Raw genomic sequence first — 19,091 nt, forward strand, 5'->3', positions numbered from 1 at the left:
AACATCGAGGGCGCCGTCACCAATTTCCTCGCCATCAAGACCGACATCACCGAGCGCAAGCAGACCCAGACCCGTCTGGCGGCGCTGGTGGGGGAACTGCGCCGCTCCAACGAGGAACTGGAACAGTTCGCCTATGTCGCCTCCCACGACCTGCGCCAGCCGTTGCGCATGATCAGCGGCTATCTCGGCATGCTGCGCAAGACCCTGGGGCCGAGCCTGAACGAGGACGCGCTGACCTTCTTCGGCTTCGCCATCGACGGCGCCCGGCGGCTGGACCGCATGATCGTCGACCTGCTGGAATACTCGCGGATCGGGCGGGCGTCGGGAACCCGCGACGCCGTCGACCTGGGCGAGGTGATCGGCGACAGCCTGCGCCATCTGGAGGTCGCCACCGCCGAGGTCGGCGCCGATGTCCGGGTGCAGTCCGGCCTTCCCGTCGTCACGGGCGACCGCTCGGAACTGACCCGGCTGTTCCAGAACCTGGTGGGCAACGCCATCAAGTATTGCGCTCCCGACCGGCCGCCCCGCGTCGAGATCACCTGCGCCGACGGCGGCGAGGATTGGGTCTTCGCGGTCAGGGACAACGGCATCGGCATCGGCCCCGACGATCTTCAGCGGGTGTTCGGCATCTTCCAGCGCCTGGTCAGCCGCGAGCAGTACGAAGGCACCGGCATCGGCCTGGCGGTCTGCCGCAAGATCGCCGAGCACCACGGCGGACGGATCTGGGTGGAATCGGTCCTGGACCAGGGCAGCGCCTTCCTGGTCGCCCTGCCCAAATCCGGCATGCCGCAGCCGGTCCGGGAATAGGCCGGTTCAGGCCGGCTCCAGCTCGCGCCCCATCACCCGGTTGCGGCCCCGGTGCTTGGCCCGGTACAAGGCGGCGTCGGCGGCCTCGATCAGTTCCTGGGGGGTCATCCCCTCCACCGGAACGACCGAGGCGATGCCGACGCTCAGCGTCACCCGGTCGGCGGTCTGGCTGGCGCTGTGCGGCAGGTTGAGCTCGAACACCGCCTCGCGCAGCCGCTCGGCCACATGGCGGGCGCCGTCCTCGTCGGTGGTCGGCATGATCACCGCGAATTCCTCGCCGCCGTAGCGGGCCGCCAGGTCGGCGGGGCGGAAGACCTGCCTGTCCAGCGCTCCGGCCACCGCCTTCAGGCAGGAATCGCCCTTCTGGTGACCATAGGTGTCGTTGTAGAGCTTGAAGTGATCCACATCCACCAGCAGCAGCGACAGCGGCGCCCCTTCCCGCATGGAATGCAGCCAGTCGGCCTCCAGCCGCTCGTCGAACGAGCGCCGGTTGGCCAGCCCGGTCAGGCCGTCCCTGACCGCCAGGCTGTGCAGCGCCATCTGGGCCAGCTTCTGCTCGGTGGTGTCGCGCAGGGTCTCGACCACCGCCAGCAGATTGCCGTCCTCGTCATAGATGGGGCCGGCGTCGATGGCGAGGTACAGGCGCTTCTTGACCCGGGGCATGATGCACCAGTTCTCCGCCCTGAGGCCGAGGGACGCCTCTCCCGGTTCGGAATGGGCGGCGTACAGGGCGTCCAGTTCCTCGGTCCGCCCCAGGGCTAGCACATCGGCCAGGCAGTAGCGCGGCTCCTCGTAGAAGGCCCGCCAATGATCGACGGTGCCCAGAACCTCGGCCGCGGCGACGCCGGTCAGGCGTTCGCAGGCCTTGTTCCAGATGATGACCCTGCGCTCGGAATCGAGCACGAAGGTCGGAACCACCAGATGTTCCATCAGGCGCACGGCGAATGCGTGCGCATTCCTGGCATTGCCCGAGTTCGGCACGGGTCTCCCCCCACGTTATCTTGTCTGTTCCGGCCTTGTTGATCGGCCTGGATTGTCGTCCGGGTCCAAGCTTGCATGGAACCTGCGCGATTTTCCATCGAATCGATCACGCGGGACCGAAAAAATTATAGGCCGAAAGAATCGGCCGGAAGAGGGGGGATGGACGGACCGCCGGGGGAATCAGTTGCCGTCGTCGATCCAGGGAATGCGCCGGAGGCAGACGCCCTCCTCCTCCAGCTTGCCGGCCTCCTCGGCCGAGGCCTCGCCATAGATCGGCCGCGCCTCGACATCGCCGTAATGGATCTTGCGCGCCTCCTCGGGGAAGCGCTCGCCCACGTAATCGCAGCCTTGCTGAACCTGGCGCTTGAACTCGCCCAGCACCTTGCGCATCTCGCCGGCCGCCGCCTGAAGGTCGAGGGCGGCGCCGCGCCCCTTGGCGAGGCGGGGGGCCATGGGAGCCTTCTCCACCCCGGTGTCGCCGCAGACCGGACAGGCGACACCGCCCGTGGCCGCCTGCGAATCATAGGTGGAGCCATCCTTGAACCAGGCTTCGAAATGATGCTGGCGGGTGCAGCGCAGTTCGAACAAAATCATGGAAAGCGGTTCCCTCGGGACATCGCGACCCGGCCAGTTTACCCTCCTTCACCGGCAAGAGCACGATAAAGCGCATGGGAACCGACCCGTTCAAGACCGAGGCATCGCCCTGGATACGCCGTTTCGCGCCGCTGGTCCGCCAGGGCGGCGCCGTGCTGGACGTCGCCTGCGGCGGCGGCCGGCATTCGCGCCTGTTCCTCGACCGGGGCCATCCCGTCACGGCGGTGGATCGCGACATCGCCCAGGCGCGGCTGGCCGACGGCGCCCTTCGAATCGAGGCCGACCTGGAGAATGGCGCGCCCTGGCCGCTGGCGGGACGGCGCTTCGCCGGCGTGGTGGTGACCAACTACCTGTGGCGGCCCCTGTTTCCCCACCTGCTGGACAGCCTGGAGGCCGGCGGCGCGCTGCTTTACGAAACCTTCGCGCTGGGCAACGAATCGTTCGGCCGGCCGCGCAATCCCGATCACCTGCTGGGGCGCGGCGAATTGCTGGATCTCGCCCGCGGGCTGACCGTCGTCGCCTTCGAAGACGGCATCGAGGACGGCCGCAAGGTGGTGCAGCGCCTTGCGGCCGTCAATGGAGCCGGACCAGCGGCGCTGTAACCCGCGCCGCCGCTCAAACGGATGCCGCGCGCGAGCGTTCCACCGCCGCCTTGTGGGCGTTCCGCCACGAAATCAGCCGTTCCAGCCCCTGGCGCAGCGGAATCCGGGCGGAAAAGCCGATCTCGGCCCGCGCCCGCCTGGGGCAGCCGATCCGGTTCCTGACGAAGGTCTGGCCGGCCGGCAGATAGTCGATGCCGGCCGTGGCGCCGGTGATCTCGACCAGCAAGTCGGCAACCTCGCGGATCGAAGTGCGGATACCGGTGCCGACATTGTAGAAGCGATCCGTGCTGGCGGCCTTCATGGCGCAAACATTGGCGTGGGCGCAATCCTCCACCGCCACGAAGTCGTAGGCCTGGGTACCGTCGCCGTAGACCTTGAGCGGCTCGCCACGATCGATGGCGTCAAGCATCTTCATGATCACCGCGATATAGGCGCCGCGATAATCCTGGCGCGGGCCATACACGTTCATGTAGCGCAGCCCGACGTAATCGAGACCCCAGCGGTGATGGAAGGCGCGGGCCATCTGCTCGCCGGCCACCTTGGTGGCGCCGTAGAAATTGGTGTTCATGAAGGGATGGTCCTCGTCCATGGGTTCGAAGACCGCATCGCCATAGACCGAGGCCGACGACGAATAGACCAGCCGCCCGACGCCCTTGGCGACACAGGCTTCCAGCACGTTGAAGGTTCCCCGGATATTGACGTCGAAGGCGGCGCGCGGAAAGTCCTGGCATTGCAGCAGCCAAAGCGCGGCGAAATGAAAGACGCCGTCGGCCCCCTCCAGGGCGGAGGCGAGAATATCGGTCTGGCAGACGTCGCCGCCGATATCGTGGATGCGCACCCGGGGGTCGCGTAGCGCGCCGTCCAGGTTGTCCATGGTTCCCCGGACGAAATTGTCGTAGATCAGGATCGACCCCACATCCTCGGACAACAGCGCATCGACCGTATGCGAGCCGATCAGGCCGGCGCCGCCGATCACCACCAGACGTTTTCCGCGAATATCCATGGTCGCCTCAATAGAGCAAGCGGTTGCGCAGGCTGCGGGCAATGACGGCCTTGGCGTCTTCGGTCCCGCCCAGCCCGTCCATGCCAACATCGGTCAGTTTGATCACGCCGTCGCCACAGGCAATGACGGGGTCTCCATCCAGGCAAAAGCAGACCTGCCCCGGCACGGCCCGGAACGGCCCCGGATGACCGGCCCGTTCCGCCCGCCAGATGGTCACCTTGCGCATCCCCTCCAGTGAGGTGAAGGCCCCGTCGAAGGGACGCGACGACGCCCGGATCAGCCGCAGCACATGATCGGCCGGCCAACGCCAGTCGATGCGGCCATCCTCCGGCCGTCGCGGGTAGACGCGCAGCGCCTGGCCCGAGTCGTCGGGTTGCGGAACCGGCGTCGCCGTGCCTCGCTCCAACCCGTCGATGGCTTCCAGGAACATTTGGGGGATGCGAACGCCCATCCAATCATAGACGTCGGAAATATAGGTCGCATCGGTCAGCGGCAACCGGTCGCGGACCAGCACCGGCCCCGCGTCCAGGGCGGCGACCATGCGATGGATGCAAAGCCCCACATGGCTCTCCCCCTCCAGAATCGCCCAGTTGGGGCAGGCATTGCCGCGATAGCGCGGCAGGTCGCCGGCATGGGCGTTCCAGACGCCCTGGGGAAACAGATCGAGGAGGAGCGGCCGCAACAAGGTCAGCCAGTTCATGGAAATGGCGGCCTCGCACCGGGCGTCCCTTATCCGGTCCAGGCTTTCCCCGGAATGGATGTCGAGGGCGTTGACGAAGTCTGCTCCGATCAGTCCGGCGAAAGCCTCGAAATCCTCTTCCCTGGTGTCATAGAACGGTTCGGCCCGGCAGGTCCATACCAGCGGAATGTCATGCCCGGCGGCGATCAGGCATCGGCCGGCCTCCAGAAGCGCTCGGGTGCGGCCCAGCAACGCCACTCTCATGACGCGCCCCCCGCCAATCCGGCGATGGTGGAGAACCGATGGCCCGGAATGTCGGCCAGCAGGCGTTCCAGGAACCCGCGGACACCGAAGCCGGGACGGTGGAAACGCGCCGCCTCGGCCTCGGTCAGGCTGGCGAGGCCGCGGCCGCCGAGACTGTCCTTGAGCGCGTCGTAGCGATCCAGGGACGCGGTATTGAGGGCGACATGGATCGGGTGGAAAGCAAGGATGCACAGCCCGCCATCGGTGGGGACGCCGCCGGTCTCCCAGTCCCAGCCGGGCCATCCGGCGGCGATGTCGTCCTCCCACAGATAAGGCAGGCGTCTGATCATCCGGCCGGACCGGCCCACGGGAAGGGCGGTCGCATGAAGGAAGCGGTGGAAGGGCAGGAACAGGGACACGTCCACGTCGATAGGGGTATGGTCCGCCACCATTCCCAGCAGGGGCGTCGACTGAACCAGGGAGTGGGTCCGCATGGATCGCGCCTCGGGGAGCAGGGCCAGGCAGTGCTCCAGGACCGCTTCCGGGGTGGCGCCGTGACTGGAGCCGGGCAGGAAATTGGGGTGAAGCCCAAGCTCGGTCCGGTCCGGAGCGCGCCGCAGGTCGGCCAGGATGTCGCAGGAATGGGTGACAAAGAACGTGGCGGGGACACCCGCCGATGCGCAAAGATCGACGCACAGGGCGATAGCCCAGTCAGGCGCCCAGTCCACGTCGAAGGTAAGGCCGATATTCGCGTTCACTTCCATATCTTCAGCCACTGGTCCAGGCACAGCAACGACCAGATGAGGAGGCGACGGTTCACGGTGCCGTTCAGGTGTTCATTGACCAGCGACAAGACCGTGGCGCGATCCAGCACATTGTACAACTCCGAACTCTCCTCCAGCAGGGTGGAGCGGACGAAATCGATGCTCTCGCCCCGGAACCAGCTGGCGTCGGGGGCCGAGAACCCTTGCTTTTCCGCTTCCGCGATGGCGGCGGGCATGCGTCTTGCCGCCAGCCGCCGAACCAGGAGCTTGCCGTCATTGGTGCGCTGGAAATAACTGTGCTTCTTGGCCCCCGGCTCGTTCTCATTCTGCTCGGGGATGTGATCGAGCCGCCTCAGTTTCATGGAGACCGGCAGGCGGCAGGCGAGATCCACCAGATCGTTGTCCAGGAAGGGAAAGCGCGATTCCAGGCCGTGAGCCATGCCCAGCTTGTCCTCGACCACCAACAGGCCGTGCAGGAAGGTCTTGGCCTCGAAATACAGGCAGAGGTTGATGGCGTCCTCGGCGGAGGCGGGGGCCTGGGTTCCAGCCGGAAAGGTGTCGGCGAAGATATCGCGTGGCGACAGGTGGCTAACCTGTCCCCGGATGGGCGCCAGCAAGTCGTTCATCCGTTCGGGCGGAACCAGGCGTTGCCACTGGCCGAAATATGAATCGATGAAACCGTCGAGACCGCCCCCCCACCTGGCGGCGCGATAGCGCCAGGGATAACCGGCGAACAACTCGTCCCCGCCGGTGCCCGACAGCACCACCTTGGCGAATTTCCCCGCCAGCTTGGCCGCGTAGAAATTGGGATAGCTCTGCCCCACGCGGGGTTCCTCCAGATGGCGGACCACTGCCGGCAGGGCTCGGGCCATGTCGCCAGCCTTCAGGACCATCTCGTAATGCTCGGTCTGCGCCAGATAGGACATCAGTTCGGCGGGGCGGCGTTCGTCGCAGCCCAATTCCAGGCCCGACGCGGAGTGAAGATCGAAGCCGACGGTGTACGATCGCATGCCGTCGAGCCGGGGGGCGGCAAATGCGGTGATCAGCCCGGTATCGATGCCGCCGCTGAGATAGCCGCCGATATCCACGTCCGACACCAATTGCCGTTCGACCGCGGTGGAGAACCGCTCCTCCAGCAGATCCAGCGCCGTGGCCTCGCTGCACAGGCCAGGATCGGGACGGAAGCTGAAATCCCAGTACCTTCGGATGCGGGGAACGCCATCGCCGGCAATCCGGAGCGTCGTGCCGGCCGGCAGCATCCGGATGCCCTTGAACAAGGTGCGCTCGCCGAGGAAGTTCTGGAACGTCAGGTATTCCAGCAATCCTTCGGGGTCGAGACCGGCCCCGGCATCGGGATGCGCCAGGATGGCCTTGATCTCGGACCCGAACAGGAACGGGCCGGAGCCGTTCCGCCAATACAGCGGCTTGGCGCCGTAGCGATCGCGGGCCAGCAGCAATTCGCGCCGGGCACTGTCCCACCAGGCCAGGGCGAACATGCCGTTGAAGCGTTCGATGGCGGCTTCTCCCCAACGGATCAGGGCATGCAGCACCACCTCGGTATCGCCGGTGGAGCGAAAGCGGATTCCCTCGGCCTCCAACTCGCGGCGCAGGTCGCGGAAATTATAGACCTCGCCGTTATGGACGATGACATGACGGCCGTCGGGGCTGGTCATGGGCTGATCGGCGGCATCGCTCAGGTCAAGGATGGCGAGGCGGCGAAAAGCCAGCCCCAGCCCGCCATCCACATGAACGCCCTCGCCATCGGGGCCGCGATGGGCCATGGCCGACGCCATGGCCTTCAAGGCCTTCCGGGAGGCCGGGGCGCGATGATCCAGGAGGCCGGCGATGCCGCACATGGGGCGTCCTTCACATCCTGGTGGAGACGATGGTGATGCCGGCCGGCTCGACGACCTCGCGGTCGATTTCGAGCCCCGCTTCGGCACACCACTCCCGAACCTCCTCAATGGTGTGACGCCGCGCGTTGACCGGCGCGTACCAGTCGAAATTGACGTGGTTCATCTCGTCCACGGTCATCTCGGGGGCGTAGAACGCCTTGAAGACATGCCAGTAGAACAGGCGCTGCACCGAGATGGGGCCCGCGGGAATGCCCAGCAGGTCGATGGCCTCGGGGACATCCACGGTGACGTCGGCATCTCCCAGCGCCTTGCCCAGGCGGGTCAGCGGCATCAGCGCCTCCCAGCCCTGCGTCGGCGACATTTCGTGCAGGCGGGCGCGAAGGTAATCGTCGGTGAACTCGCGGATCGGCCCCTTGCGGCGATAGACGTAGAACAGCATCCGGCCGCCCCGGCGCAATCGCGAGGTCAGGGCCAGGAGAGCGGCGCGGGTATCGTCGGTATGGTGAAGGACGCCTTCCGCCAGTATCAGGTCGAAACACTCTTCCGGAACCGGAACCCGCATCAGGCTGCCTTGCACGAACAGGCCGGCCAATCCACGCTCCCCGAACCGGGTCCGGGCGACCCGGATCGCGTCCGACGCATCGATTCCCACGTAATCCACGGCTCGGAGACGCTCGCCGGCCCAGGCCAGGATGGAGTGGCCGGCGCCGCAACCGGCGTCAAGGATCAAGGGGCGTTCGCCCCGTCCCGCCTGGAGAATGAGGTCGGCCTCGCCATAGCGTTCATCGAGCCAGGCGCGGGACCGCGCCGTCACCGCCTCGGATTCAAATGTGTCCCGCCGCGACCATTTATAGCCGAACCGATCGGCCGTATGGGATTGGGAAGGACTGTCGGGAACCTCCTCGGTTGGGATTCCGTCGCGCACACGCCACCGGACGCCATGGCGGGTGAACAAGTCCCCCTCGGCCAGGTCGGCTGGCAGACCGCACCGGTCGGAAATGGCGGGTGGGGATGAGGCCACTGGCGGGAAACTCACAATTCAACAGGTTGCTGCTCCAGGTTCTACACTGGGCGGCCTGGGGTTAAAGAATAATTATCGTTTTACTCTCTAACCTGCGGCCGGCTCGGTCATCCATCCGGCAGAATGCGCGATGATGAGAAAGAACACCCTCGGCGAAACCGGTCCCGGCGACATGACGCGGGTAACGGTCTGCCCGGCCGCCCCCGATCACGCCTACACCATCCTGGTTTTATATGACCCGGCGGCGCTGATACCGACCACCACCCGCGACCATCTGCTCTGCTTCAAGGCGTTCACCCATTTCAACGTGATCTACGCCGACGTCACGTCCGGGTCTCGCCTGTATTTCGACCTGGATATCTTCGACGGCATCATCATTCACTACAGTTGCTGCATTTATCGGAACGGCCACCTTGATCCCGCCTACCTGGACGCGGTCGGCCGATTTGCCGGACCCAAGATTCTGTTCGTGCAAGACGAGTACGATCTGACCGCCAACACCATCGGAATGGTCCGTCGGCTGGGGGTGGACGTATTCTACACCACCATTACCGAGGATTGTTTCGAGCGGGTCTACCCTCGCGCCGAGATCGGCGATCGCGTGGAGTTCGTCCATACCCTGACCGGGTACGTGCCGTTGAACGTGCCGCCGCCCGCCGCGTTGCGCCCGCTGGCCGAGCGGCCGGTCACCATCGGCTATCGCGCCCGCAAGCTGCATTACCGCTACGGCGACCTGGGGCAGGACAAGTTCCGAATCGGTGAGCGCATGCGGGCGGAATGCCTGGCCCGCGGGATTGACGCCGACATCGAGTGGGACGAGGACAAGCGCATCTACGGCAATGCCTGGCCGGCGTTCATCGAGCGTTGCCGCGTGACGCTGGGCAGCGAAAGCGCATCCAACGTATTTGACTATGACGGCAGCCTGCGGGCCGCCCTCGACGCGGAACTGGCGCGCAGGCCGGAATTGTCCTACCCCGAGGCGCGGCGGCTGTTCCTGGCCGAGCGGGAGGGACGGCACGGCCGGACCAGCATGATTTCCCCCCGAGTGTTCGAGGCCATCTCTCTGAAGACGGGGCTGGTGATGTTCGAGGGAACCTATTCCGGCGTGGTGCGGCCGGACCGCCATTACATCCCGCTGGCCAAGGATTTCAGCAATCTGGACGAGGTCTTCGCCCGTATCGACGACCTGGACGGCCTGGGCGAGATGATCGAACGCAGCTACGACGAGATCATCCTGTCCGGCAGATTCTCCCACGCCCGCCTTGCCGAGGACGTGGCGGCCCGGCTCCGCGCCAGGATGGGGCCTCCCCGGGGGGTGAATCTTCTCGGGGTGATCCATCTCGCCCTTCCCGACCTTCCGCCGGAGGACTCCCCCCTGGAGCGGCATCGGGCGATGGACGCCTCGGCGAAGCGTCTGTTCCGCCGGGTGGCGCTCGACCCGCAGGACCCGTCCGGAAGGAGGCAGCCGCTGACCACCGTCCCGGTCCTGCCGTGGGAACAGGCGGCCTTGCGCGAATCCGAGCTGTGCCAGATGGCCTTGCCGGTGCTGGTGGACGCCGCCGCCCTCGCCGGAGAGGTTCATATCTTCGGAACCGGCGCCGGCGCCCGCCTGCTGTGCCGGCATATCCGGCAGGCCACCGGCGCATCGCCGGCGGGGTTCATCGATACGGACCTGACCGGCGAACTGATGGGGCTGCCGGTTCGCCGCCCGGACGCCATCGGCGGGGAAGTCCGGCGAGACGCCACCGTGATCCTCTCCAACCGCTATATCCTGGAAAATGCCAGGATACTGGCGGCGCGCGGATGCTCGTCAATCGTCAACGGGCAGCCCCTGGCCCAGGACCTTGCCAGACGTTCCGCCATGGCGGAGCCTGACGGCACGCCACGATCCCCCGAACCCGGCGAGGAATAGCCCGGACCATGGACAGCAAGCTTCCCACCCACAAGGATACCGGGCGCGAGAACATCGTGATCTTCGGCGATTCCATTTCGTTCGGAGAACTGGTCAGCCCGCATCGCGGTTGGGTGGTCCGGCTGTCCGCCAGGATCGAGGACGAGCATGGCGACCGCTTCCTGACGGTCAACACCTCCATCAACGGCAACACCACCCGCATGGCGCTGGAACGCATGGCGTTCGATGTCCAGCGCTATCGCCTGGACATGATCGTGGTGCAATTCGGCATGAACGATTGCAATTGCTGGCAGACCGATCAGGGAGCCCCCCGGGTGTCGGAGGCGGGCTACCGCGCCAATCTTCTGGAAATCGTCGACCGCGCGCGGCGGTTCGGCGGACGCAGACTGCTGCTGATGACCAGCCACCCCACCCCCCATCGGGAAACACTGCCCATGGTGGGGGCAAGCTACGAGGATCTGCGCCGCCGCTACTGCGGCATCGTGCGCGACGTGGCCCGGGTGGCCGATTGCGGCCTGATCGACGTGGACGCCATGCTGGCCGGTCGGCCGGTCGATTACCTGATGCCCGACGGCATCCATCTCAATCCGCTCGGCCACGATCTGTACATGGATCTGGTGGCGCCGCCGATCCTGGAGGCGGCCCGCGCCTTGCCAAGGCGGCCGACGTGAGCGCCAGGATCGCCGTGCTCGCCCTCAAGCCGGTGGGCGAAGCGGCTTTTCAGCGCCTGCTGGCGGCCTCGGGCGATGCCTTTGCCGTCGTCGGCGCCTGTTCCAACACCTCCGCCGAGGGGACCTGGTGGGGCAGCGCGGCGATCGCCCGCCACTGCGCCCGGACGGGCTTACCCTTCCTGGACGGCGATTCGGCGGATTTGGCCCGCTTCATCGAGGCCACGGGCGCCGACATGATTTTATCCATCCAGTATTCGCGGCTGATCGGGCGGAACCTGCTGGACCGGGTCGGCGGCCGGGCCCTCAACCTTCATCTGGCGCCCCTTCCCGCCTATCGCGGCTTCTTCGGGCCGACCCACGCCTTGCTGCGGGGGGATGCGGAATACGGCACCACCATGCACTGGATGGACGAGGGGGCCGATACCGGAGATATCTGCATCGAGGATCGCTTCCCCATCGCCGCCGCCGAGACCGGGATCGGCCTCTATCGCAAGGCCACCCAATCCGGCCTTCGCCTGGTCGACCGATTGATCGAGGGGCTGGCAAGCCACCAGGCCTTGCCGCGGACACCGCAGGCGGGCGGCGGGCGCTACTGGAGCCGCAATTCCCTTGACGGCGAACGCCGTATCCGCGATCCCTCCGATGCCGAAGAGGTCGAGCGCAAGGCCCGCGCTTTCCATTTTCCCGGTTTTGAACCGGCCTACATCATGGAGAACGGCGTCAGGCGCCACGTCCATCCTCATGGTTCCGACAAGGAAAGGGACGCGCAATGACCGGACAGTCAATAGGGGAATCGACAGGACGGGCACTGGCCGACGGAAGCACCCGCGACTTCTGGACCACGTTCAACGTGACCGAACACCACGAGTTCTCCTCGGCGGCGGAATCACTGGAATATTTCCATTGGCGCAACGACCAGTATTTCAACTACATCAACCTGATGCCGGTGGATGGGCAGGACGGGAGGAGCGTCCTCGATTTCGGCTGCGGTCCCGGCCATGATCTGGTGGGGTTTGGCGTGTACTCGCGGCCGTCACGGCTGGTTGGCGCCGATATCTCGCCCTCGTCCCTGGCCGAGACGCGCTATCGGCTGTCGCTGCACGATATTGCCGCCGAACTCGTCCTGCTCGACCCCGAGGCGACGAGGCTTCCGTTCGATGACGCCTCGTTCGACCATATCCATTGCTCCGGAGTGCTTCACCACACGCCCGATCCCGAGCCGATCCTGAGGGAACTGCGCCGCGTCCTTCGCCCGGACGGGTCCATGAACGTGATGGTCTACAATCGCGACAGCCTGTGGCTCCACCTCAACGTCGCCTGGCAATTGTGCATCGAGCAGGGATTGTATCCGGTCGATGATCTGATGGCGGCCTTCGCCCGCAGTACCGACACGGTGGATTGCCCCATCTCCGTCTGTTATCGCCCCGAGGCGTTCAAGGCGTTGTGCGCCCGGGCCGGACTGGCGGCCGAGTTGACCGGCGTCGCGGTATCCATGCTGGAAACGCGGCTGTTCCACCACCGGCGTTTCGCCGCCATCGCCGACCGCCGCCTGCCACCGGAAAGCCGCCGCTTCCTGCTGGACATCGAACTGGACCGGCAGGGCTATCCCATGCGCAACGGCCAGTATGCCGGTATCGACGCCTGTTATCGGTTGAGCGTAGCGTCGGAGCCATGAACGTCCTGCTGGAACGGGTCCGGCGGGGGATCATCGACCGGATCGATCGGTTCTGCCGCGATCGGGCCGGTCTTGACGGCGGCGTCGTCGATGAACTGGCCGCCGTCAATTCCCTGCTGTCGCAGCCGCTTTTGCATCGCCTGCTGACCGTGCGGGCGTGGCTGAGCCCCCTGCTGCCGCCCGCCCCCCGTGACCGCGACGGCAGGAGCGTGGTCTTCGTCCATAACGCCTATTACCACTTCACCCTGATGGCGGCGGAATTGCGGCGCCGGGGCTGGGACGCGCTCAGCCTTCATCCCGCCGGGATGGTGGACCACGACGATTTTCTCTATCAGGGCCAGGACGTGCTGTTGCGCTTCGCCGCCGACGCGGCGTCATTGCTGCGGGGGGCGCAGGTCCTGATCGAAATCGGCCGCCGCTTCAAGGCGATCCATTTCTATGGCATCAACAACATGGTGGTGAATCCGCATCTCAATATTGGCGGCGCCCGCCCCGAGACGCCCGCCTACCCTCTTGAGTTCGAGTATCTCAAGCGGCGGGGGCTCAAGATCGTCTATAGCGTCGTCGGCTGTAACGACGGCATTTCCCAGACGGCCTGGAACCGGTGGACCGGCGGCATGTGCGGCCAGTGCCGCTTTCGCGACCAGCCCGGCGTGTGTTCCGACCTGCGCAATCTCGGCTGGGGGCACCGGCTGGCCACCATGGCCGATCTCGTGTGCGCCGAGATGATGCCCCGCCTGGATTATCTGGCCAACCCCAAGGTCCGGAGCTTTCCCCTCAGCTATCCGGTCGATCCCACCCTCTGGGCGCCCGACATCGCGGTTCCCGATCACCACCGCATCGAGCGCCAACCCGGCGAGGTGCTGGTGCTGCACGGCTTCGCCAACCAAGCCCGGCGCGGCTGCAACGGGGCGGACCCCAAGGGCTCGAAATGGGTCTTCGCCGCCATCGAGCAATTGCGATCCGAGGGCCTGAACGTTCGCCTGATCTTCCTGAACGCGGTGCCCAGCCGGGAGGTTCGCTACATCCAGGTTCAGGCCGACATCGTCGTCGATCAGCTCCATTTCGGGCGCTACGGCGCCCAGGCGCGGGAATGCCTGATGCTGGGCAAGCCGGTGGTCGGATTCCTCAAGCCCGAGGGGGGGGAAAGCGGCGAGGCCCGCCGGTGCGTCGATGAATGCCCCATCGTCAACGCCACCCCCCGGACCCTGGTCGATGTGCTCCGCGATCTCGTGCGGGATGCCGGGATGCGCCGGTCCATCGGCGAGGCCAGCCGCGCCTTCGCCCTGGCATGGCATTCCACCCCGTCCTGCGCCGGACGCCTGGAGCGCGAATATGCGCGAATCGGACTCGGCCGGTCGCGTCGCCCCATTCCGAGGACTCCCATGTACAATATTCCCCTGATCCGACCCATCGTCACCCAGGCGGTCAAGGATCGCGTCAACGCGGTTCTGGACTCCCGCTATCTCAGCGAAGGTCCGGCGACCCGCGCCTTCGAGAAAGCCGTTTCCGACTACCTGGGCGGCGGCCACGTCCACGCCGTCACCAGCGCCACCACGGGGCTTGAACTGGCCCTTCGGGCGCTGGGGGTGGGACCCGGGGACGAGGTGGTGGTTCCCGACTTCACCTATCCCGCCACCGCCGACGCGGTGGCCATCGTCGGGGCCACCACAGTGCTGGCCGACGTGGATTCCGGCACCATGATCATGGATTTCGCGTCGCTGGAACGATCGCTGTCGCCCCGGACCAAGGTGGTGATGCCGGTCTCGGCCTTCGGCAATCCGGTGGATTACCGTCTCCTGAACGCCCTTAAGGAAAAGCATGGTTTCCGGGTCATCGAGGATGCGGCCCCGGCCCTGGGGGCCAGCCTGGACGGGGTCAAGGTGGGACGGCTGGCCGACATCACCGTGTTCAGCCTGCATCCCCGCAAGATAATCACCACCGGTGAAGGCGGGCTGGTGGTGACCGACAACGCCGAGTGGGCCGACTGGATCAACTCGTACAAGCATTTCGGAATGGGCGTGGTGGACGGAACGGTCCACCCCTTCTTTCAGCGGATCGGAACCAATGGCAAGCTAAGCGACATCCTGGCGGCGGTAGGGCTGGCGCAGATGGAGATGATCGACGAGATACTGAGCCGCCGGCGGGCCCTGTCGTCCCGCTACGAGGAAAAGCTGGCCGGCATCGACGGAGTGACCCTGTCGGCGACCACCCCCGGCGGCGAGCATTGCCGTCAGTCCTTCGCCATTTTCGTGGATGATCGGGACCGCATCCTGCGTCACATGCGCGCCCTGGGGATCGAGGTGCAGATCGGCACCTACGCCCTTCATCGCGAACTGGCGTTCCAGCCCGGCGACCGCCTCAGGGTGAGCGGCCCCTTGCCGGGCAGCCTGCATGCGTTCAATCATTGCCTGGTTCTGCCGCTCTATCACGACATGACCCATGACGAGCAGGATGCCGTGGTGACCGAACTGAAGGCGCTTCTATGATCCCCGGGAAGGCTCTGTTCCACACGGCCATCGCGAAATTCTGGCGGGAGGCCCAACGGGACCTGGACGGGAAGTTCAAGCGCACCCTGCCTTTTGGCGACTACGTGGTCGACCGATGGGAGAAGGCCCGGCTGCTTGGCTTTGGCGAAGGAAGCAGTATCTACGACGCTTCCGTGGTCATTGGGGATGTCGCCGTGGGACGGAATTGCTGGATCGGCCCGTTTACGCTACTCGACGGTTCGGGCGGCCTCGAAATCGGCGATTTCTGCTCGATCTCGGCCGGCGTCCAGATTTACAGCCATGATAGCGTCGCCTGGGCGCTATCCGGTGGAACGGCAGCGATGGCAAAGGCGTCGACCCGGATCGGATCGAGGGTCTATATCGGCCCCAATACGGTGATCGCCAAGGGCGTCACCATCGGCGACGATTGCGTCATCGGAGCACAGAGCCTCGTCCTCGGCGATATTCCGCCGGGCAGCCGTGCCTGGGGGCGGCCAGCCAAGGTGAATGCCGGGAATGACTGAACCCTACAGCCTGTCCGCCTACACGGCGCTGATCACCGCCCTGGCGGCCGGCCCGCGTCCCCTGGTGGACTTCGATCCGGCGGTGACGCATGGCTGCCTGCTGCGCCTGGACGTGGACTACGACCTGGACTGGGCGGTGGCCACCGCCGAGGTCAACCGAGACCTTGGGGTTTCCGCCACCTATTTCGTGCTGATGAGCGCCGAATCGTACAACCCCGCCTCGGCCGGCGGCCGAACGGCCCTGGCTCGGCTGGCCGCCCTGGATCAGGGAATCGGGCTGCATTTTCATCATCAGGGCCACGGGCCGCTGGACCTGGCCCGATTGGAACGCGAGTTCGCATGGCTGTCGGCCTTGGCCCCGTCCACCCGGCCGGTGGTGGCGTGGCACAATCCGGAGGGCGACCTGGAACGGCTGAACGACGCCGCCGGTCGGGCCGGATTCATCAACGCCTACGATCCCCGCTGGTTCGGGCCGGAGCGCTATCGCTCCGATTCCAATCTCCGCCAGTCCGCCGAGGGCCTGGCGGCATTTGCCGGAACCAGCGATCCGGCCCTGATCCAGATTCTTCTCCACCCATTCAATTGGCTGGCTGGCGGTGCCACCATGGACACCATCCTGCGACGGACGCTGGGCCGCAAGGTGGGCGTGCTGGCCGACGCCTTCGACGGCAATCGGGTCTGGCGCGAATCCACCGGCCCCGCCATCCGCCGGGAAATGGCCGCCGGAATCTGGAATGCCGGGGATGCCGGGGAATGAATGCGGGGTTCGTCTGTTTCGCCGATTCCTGGGGCTTGCGCCTGCTGCGCCCCTTTGCCGCCGACTGCGTCGGAGTGGTGGTGGATCCGTCTCGCGTCAACCCGGCCGAGGCCGCGTCGCTGCTGGAATGGAAGATGCCCGTTCTCACCCACCCGCGACGCGACGGACGGGGCGAGATGGAGGCGGATATCCTATCCCTGGCTCCGGCCCTTGGGGTGATCGCCTCCTACAGCCGAATCCTGTGGCCCGAAGTCCTGACGCGGTTTCCTCTCGGCGTGATCAATCTCCATGGGGGACCGCTGCCAGCCTATCGGGGCGCCAATGTCCTGCAATGGGCCATCATCAACGGCGAGGCCAGCACCGCCGCGACCCTGCATTACGTCGATTCCGGCGTTGATACCGGCCCGGTGATCGCGGCCAGCCGCGTTCCCATCGCCCCCACCGACAGCGCGGTCGATGTACAAGGGCGCCTGACCGTGGCCTCCGCGGCGCTGCTGACCGAGTGGCTGCCCCGCGCCATGGCGGGCCGCGTGCCGGCCAGCCCCCAACCGGAGAGCGCGGCCCGAACATGGCCGCGCCGCCGGCCCGAGGACGGGTGCATCGACTGGTCCTGGCCCGATGAGCGGATTTACAATTTGGTGAGGGCTTTGGTGGCACCATGGCCGGGCGCCAGATACCGTGATCGCGACGGCCGATGGGTGGTCGTGAAAAGCATGTTGAGCCTGGACGACATCGCGGCTTTGCGACGGACCCTGACATGATCGCCGCCATTCACCAGCCCAATTTCTTTCCGTGGATGGGGTATTTCCGCAAGATCGCCCGGGCCGATGTGTTCGTCTTCCTGGATTCTGTTCAAATACCACGATCGGCGGGACGCTGGACGAACCGGGTCCGCCTGCTGGTTGGCGGTCGCCCAGCATGGGTCAGTTGCCCCATTCATCGGGCTTCGGGGCAGTATCAGGCGATCAATACGGTGGCAATCGACAATTCCCAGCCATGGCGCCGCAAGATGTGCAGGACACTTGAAATAAACTATGGAAAGTCGCAGTATTTCAAGGTGATGTTTCCGTTGCTGTCTGGATTTATCCATGAAATGGAAGAGGGTATCTCAGCATATAACATTAATAACATAATGGGTATTTGCAACCTTATTGGAATTGGGACTCGTTTCGAGGTTGCGTCGTCCCTGCGCCATTCCAACTCCGGGCTTGCCGGAAGCGCGTTGCTCGCGCATTTGTGTCAAGCGCTTGGAGCGGATACCTATTTGGCCGGAGACGGCGCTGATGGCTATGAGAGGCCGGAGGAATACGAAGGTCGCGGAATCTCCCTGATCCACAACCGGTTCGTTCCCCCGGCTTATCCGCAGGTTGGCGGCGGTGATGGGTTCCTGCCGGGATTGTCCATCATCGACGCCTTGATGAATTGTGGAGCGGAACGAACCAGGGAGATATTACTGATGTAATATCTTTAGCATGGATGAAATATCCATGTGGATGTGGCCTGATTCCAGAAAGGACATGAAATGGCTGCCGAGAAGATCTACGGCGAAAGGAAGCGAATAGAGCGCGAGAACTATATTCGCCACAGCTTTCCCTATATCTACAGCATATTGCTGGGGCGCTACAAGTGTACGCGCAGTTGCCGCATGTGCCCCATGCATAACGAGGTGCCGGCCAATCCCGAGATCATGAGCGACGAGGTCATGACGCGGGCCCTGGCCCCCATTGGCGATCGCAAGCTGAATCTGGAGTTCAGCGCCTTCGGCGAGACCTTCACCCATCCCCGCGCCGACGACTACATGTTCCTGTCGCGCCGGATGGCCCCCAATGCCGAAATCGTCTGGGTCACCAACGGATCGGTGCTGAACGCCGAGCGATGCGAGAAGATCGTCGCCAGCGGCATCGATGTCCTACAGTTCTCGCTCGATACGGGCTCGCCGGAAACCTACAAGTGGCTGACCGGATCCAATGCCTACGACGCGACCGTGCGCAACCTGGAAACCCTGCTGGAAACCCGCGCCCGGCGCGGCGGCACGCATCTGCGCATTCAGACCCACATCATCGGCATCAAGGAGCTGGAACACGAATTCCAGCCCTTCCTGGACCGCTGGACCGGAGTGGTCGATCGGGTCCAGGTCAGGCCCTACGGCAATTGGGCCGGGCGGGTCGACCCCAATGTCACCCCCCTGGAGGAGGAGACGGTTCCCGCCCTGCGCTATCCCTGCGCATGGCTGTGGTACTGCACCAAGATCGTGCCCAATGGCGATGTGGTGAAGTGCCATCAGCACATCACCGGCAACGATCCGGTGGAGCATCGCATGGGCAACATTCTGGAACAGGATTTCGAGGATATCTGGCATGGCGATGCCCTGCGCATCGCCCGCGAGAAGCACCTGACCGATCGGGCCGAGGACCTGCCCTACTGCAAGGATTGCCAGGTGTGGTCGCTATTCTGGGATGTCTGGGAACGGCGCGAGGCCACCCCAGACGGCCAGCCTGCACGGTGGGAATGAC

19 protein-coding genes are annotated in these 19,091 nt (G+C 65.4%); 12 read left to right on the plus strand and 7 right to left on the minus strand.

All coding sequences use genetic code 11. The annotated features are described in order from the left end of the window. On the plus strand, positions 1-807 hold an 807-nt coding region (locus MTBSS4_RS18775), incomplete at its 5' end, for an ATP-binding protein (protein ID WP_254432659.1). A gap of 6 nt (positions 808-813) precedes the next feature. Here MTBSS4_RS18775 and MTBSS4_RS18780 read toward each other — a convergent pair. Both MTBSS4_RS18780 and MTBSS4_RS18785 read right to left on the minus strand, forming a co-directional pair. Then, positions 814-1,788, minus strand: coding sequence for a diguanylate cyclase (locus MTBSS4_RS18780; RefSeq protein ID WP_217425580.1), 975 nt, complete (start codon positions 1,786-1,788; stop codon positions 814-816). 180 nt (positions 1,789-1,968) lie between these two features. After that, entirely contained in the window at positions 1,969-2,382 is a 414-nt protein-coding gene (locus MTBSS4_RS18785) for a DUF1178 family protein (protein ID WP_173984901.1), read from the minus strand. 74 nt (positions 2,383-2,456) lie between these two features. On the opposite strand from MTBSS4_RS18785, the gene MTBSS4_RS18790 reads away from it, so the two are divergent. Then, complete coding sequence (locus tag MTBSS4_RS18790) at positions 2,457-2,984, plus strand: bifunctional 2-polyprenyl-6-hydroxyphenol methylase/3-demethylubiquinol 3-O-methyltransferase UbiG (RefSeq protein WP_173984902.1); 528 nt, start codon at positions 2,457-2,459, stop codon at positions 2,982-2,984. A 13-nt stretch (positions 2,985-2,997) separates the two neighbouring features. Here the strand turns inward: MTBSS4_RS18790 and MTBSS4_RS18795 are convergent, their stop codons facing one another. The 5 genes from MTBSS4_RS18795 to MTBSS4_RS18815 are packed head-to-tail and all read right to left on the minus strand — an operon-like array spanning position 2,998 to position 8,343. Continuing rightward, positions 2,998-3,987, minus strand: a complete 990-nt coding sequence (locus tag MTBSS4_RS18795) for an NAD-dependent epimerase/dehydratase family protein (protein ID WP_173984903.1) — start codon at positions 3,985-3,987, stop codon at positions 2,998-3,000. Positions 3,988-3,994: 7 nt separating this feature from the next. Beyond that, on the minus strand, positions 3,995-4,930 hold the full coding sequence (locus MTBSS4_RS18800; protein WP_173984904.1) for a methionyl-tRNA formyltransferase: 936 nt from the start codon (positions 4,928-4,930) through the stop codon (positions 3,995-3,997). Further along, positions 4,927-5,667: a hypothetical protein gene (locus MTBSS4_RS18805; protein WP_173984905.1), complete on the minus strand. Its 741-nt coding sequence runs from the start codon at positions 5,665-5,667 to the stop codon at positions 4,927-4,929. The genes MTBSS4_RS18800 and MTBSS4_RS18805 overlap by 4 nt, the downstream gene beginning before the upstream one ends. After that, on the minus strand, positions 5,664-7,529 hold the full coding sequence (gene asnB, locus MTBSS4_RS18810) for an asparagine synthase (glutamine-hydrolyzing) (RefSeq protein WP_173984906.1): 1,866 nt from the start codon (positions 7,527-7,529) through the stop codon (positions 5,664-5,666). Before asnB ends, MTBSS4_RS18805 begins: the two co-directional genes overlap by 4 nt. Before the next feature lie 10 nt (positions 7,530-7,539). Then, the gene (locus MTBSS4_RS18815; RefSeq protein WP_217425581.1) at positions 7,540-8,343 is read right to left on the minus strand and encodes a class I SAM-dependent methyltransferase; all 804 of its coding nucleotides are present in this window, start codon (positions 8,341-8,343) and stop codon (positions 7,540-7,542) included. Between the two features lie 337 nt (positions 8,344-8,680). On the opposite strand from MTBSS4_RS18815, the gene MTBSS4_RS18820 reads away from it, so the two are divergent. Genes MTBSS4_RS18820 through MTBSS4_RS18865 form a run of 10 tightly spaced genes read left to right on the plus strand, consistent with a single transcriptional unit; the run spans position 8,681 to position 19,090 of the window. Continuing rightward, a complete protein-coding gene (locus tag MTBSS4_RS18820; RefSeq protein WP_173984908.1) occupies positions 8,681-10,462 on the plus strand; it encodes a hypothetical protein in 1,782 nt (593 codons plus the stop codon). A gap of 8 nt (positions 10,463-10,470) precedes the next feature. Continuing rightward, positions 10,471-11,133 (plus strand): SGNH/GDSL hydrolase family protein, encoded by a 663-nt coding sequence (locus MTBSS4_RS18825; RefSeq protein ID WP_173984909.1) that lies wholly within the window; start codon positions 10,471-10,473, stop codon positions 11,131-11,133. Then, entirely contained in the window at positions 11,130-11,906 is a 777-nt protein-coding gene (locus MTBSS4_RS18830) for a formyltransferase family protein (RefSeq protein ID WP_173984910.1), read from the plus strand. The genes MTBSS4_RS18825 and MTBSS4_RS18830 overlap by 4 nt, the downstream gene beginning before the upstream one ends. Further along, positions 11,903-12,808: a class I SAM-dependent methyltransferase gene (locus MTBSS4_RS18835; RefSeq protein WP_173984911.1), complete on the plus strand. Its 906-nt coding sequence runs from the start codon at positions 11,903-11,905 to the stop codon at positions 12,806-12,808. Before MTBSS4_RS18830 ends, MTBSS4_RS18835 begins: the two co-directional genes overlap by 4 nt. Beyond that, positions 12,805-15,297, plus strand: coding sequence for an aminotransferase class I/II-fold pyridoxal phosphate-dependent enzyme (locus MTBSS4_RS22215; protein WP_217425582.1), 2,493 nt, complete (start codon positions 12,805-12,807; stop codon positions 15,295-15,297). The genes MTBSS4_RS18835 and MTBSS4_RS22215 overlap by 4 nt, the downstream gene beginning before the upstream one ends. After that, positions 15,294-15,821, plus strand: coding sequence for a DapH/DapD/GlmU-related protein (locus MTBSS4_RS18845; protein WP_173984912.1), 528 nt, complete (start codon positions 15,294-15,296; stop codon positions 15,819-15,821). Before MTBSS4_RS22215 ends, MTBSS4_RS18845 begins: the two co-directional genes overlap by 4 nt. Then, positions 15,814-16,578, plus strand: a complete 765-nt coding sequence (locus MTBSS4_RS18850; RefSeq protein WP_173984913.1) for a hypothetical protein — start codon at positions 15,814-15,816, stop codon at positions 16,576-16,578. Before MTBSS4_RS18845 ends, MTBSS4_RS18850 begins: the two co-directional genes overlap by 8 nt. After that, positions 16,575-17,339: a methionyl-tRNA formyltransferase gene (locus MTBSS4_RS18855; protein WP_173984914.1), complete on the plus strand. Its 765-nt coding sequence runs from the start codon at positions 16,575-16,577 to the stop codon at positions 17,337-17,339. Before MTBSS4_RS18850 ends, MTBSS4_RS18855 begins: the two co-directional genes overlap by 4 nt. Next, positions 17,336-18,040 (plus strand): WbqC family protein, encoded by a 705-nt coding sequence (locus MTBSS4_RS18860; RefSeq protein ID WP_173984915.1) that lies wholly within the window; start codon positions 17,336-17,338, stop codon positions 18,038-18,040. The genes MTBSS4_RS18855 and MTBSS4_RS18860 overlap by 4 nt, the downstream gene beginning before the upstream one ends. A 60-nt stretch (positions 18,041-18,100) precedes the next feature. Further along, positions 18,101-19,090, plus strand: coding sequence for a radical SAM/SPASM domain-containing protein (locus MTBSS4_RS18865; protein WP_173984916.1), 990 nt, complete (start codon positions 18,101-18,103; stop codon positions 19,088-19,090). Position 19,091: the final 1 nt, after the last annotated feature.

It is taken from the genome of Magnetospirillum sp. SS-4, from assembly GCF_902729425.1.
In the GTDB taxonomy this organism is placed as follows: Bacteria; Pseudomonadota; Alphaproteobacteria; order Rhodospirillales; family Magnetospirillaceae; genus Phaeospirillum.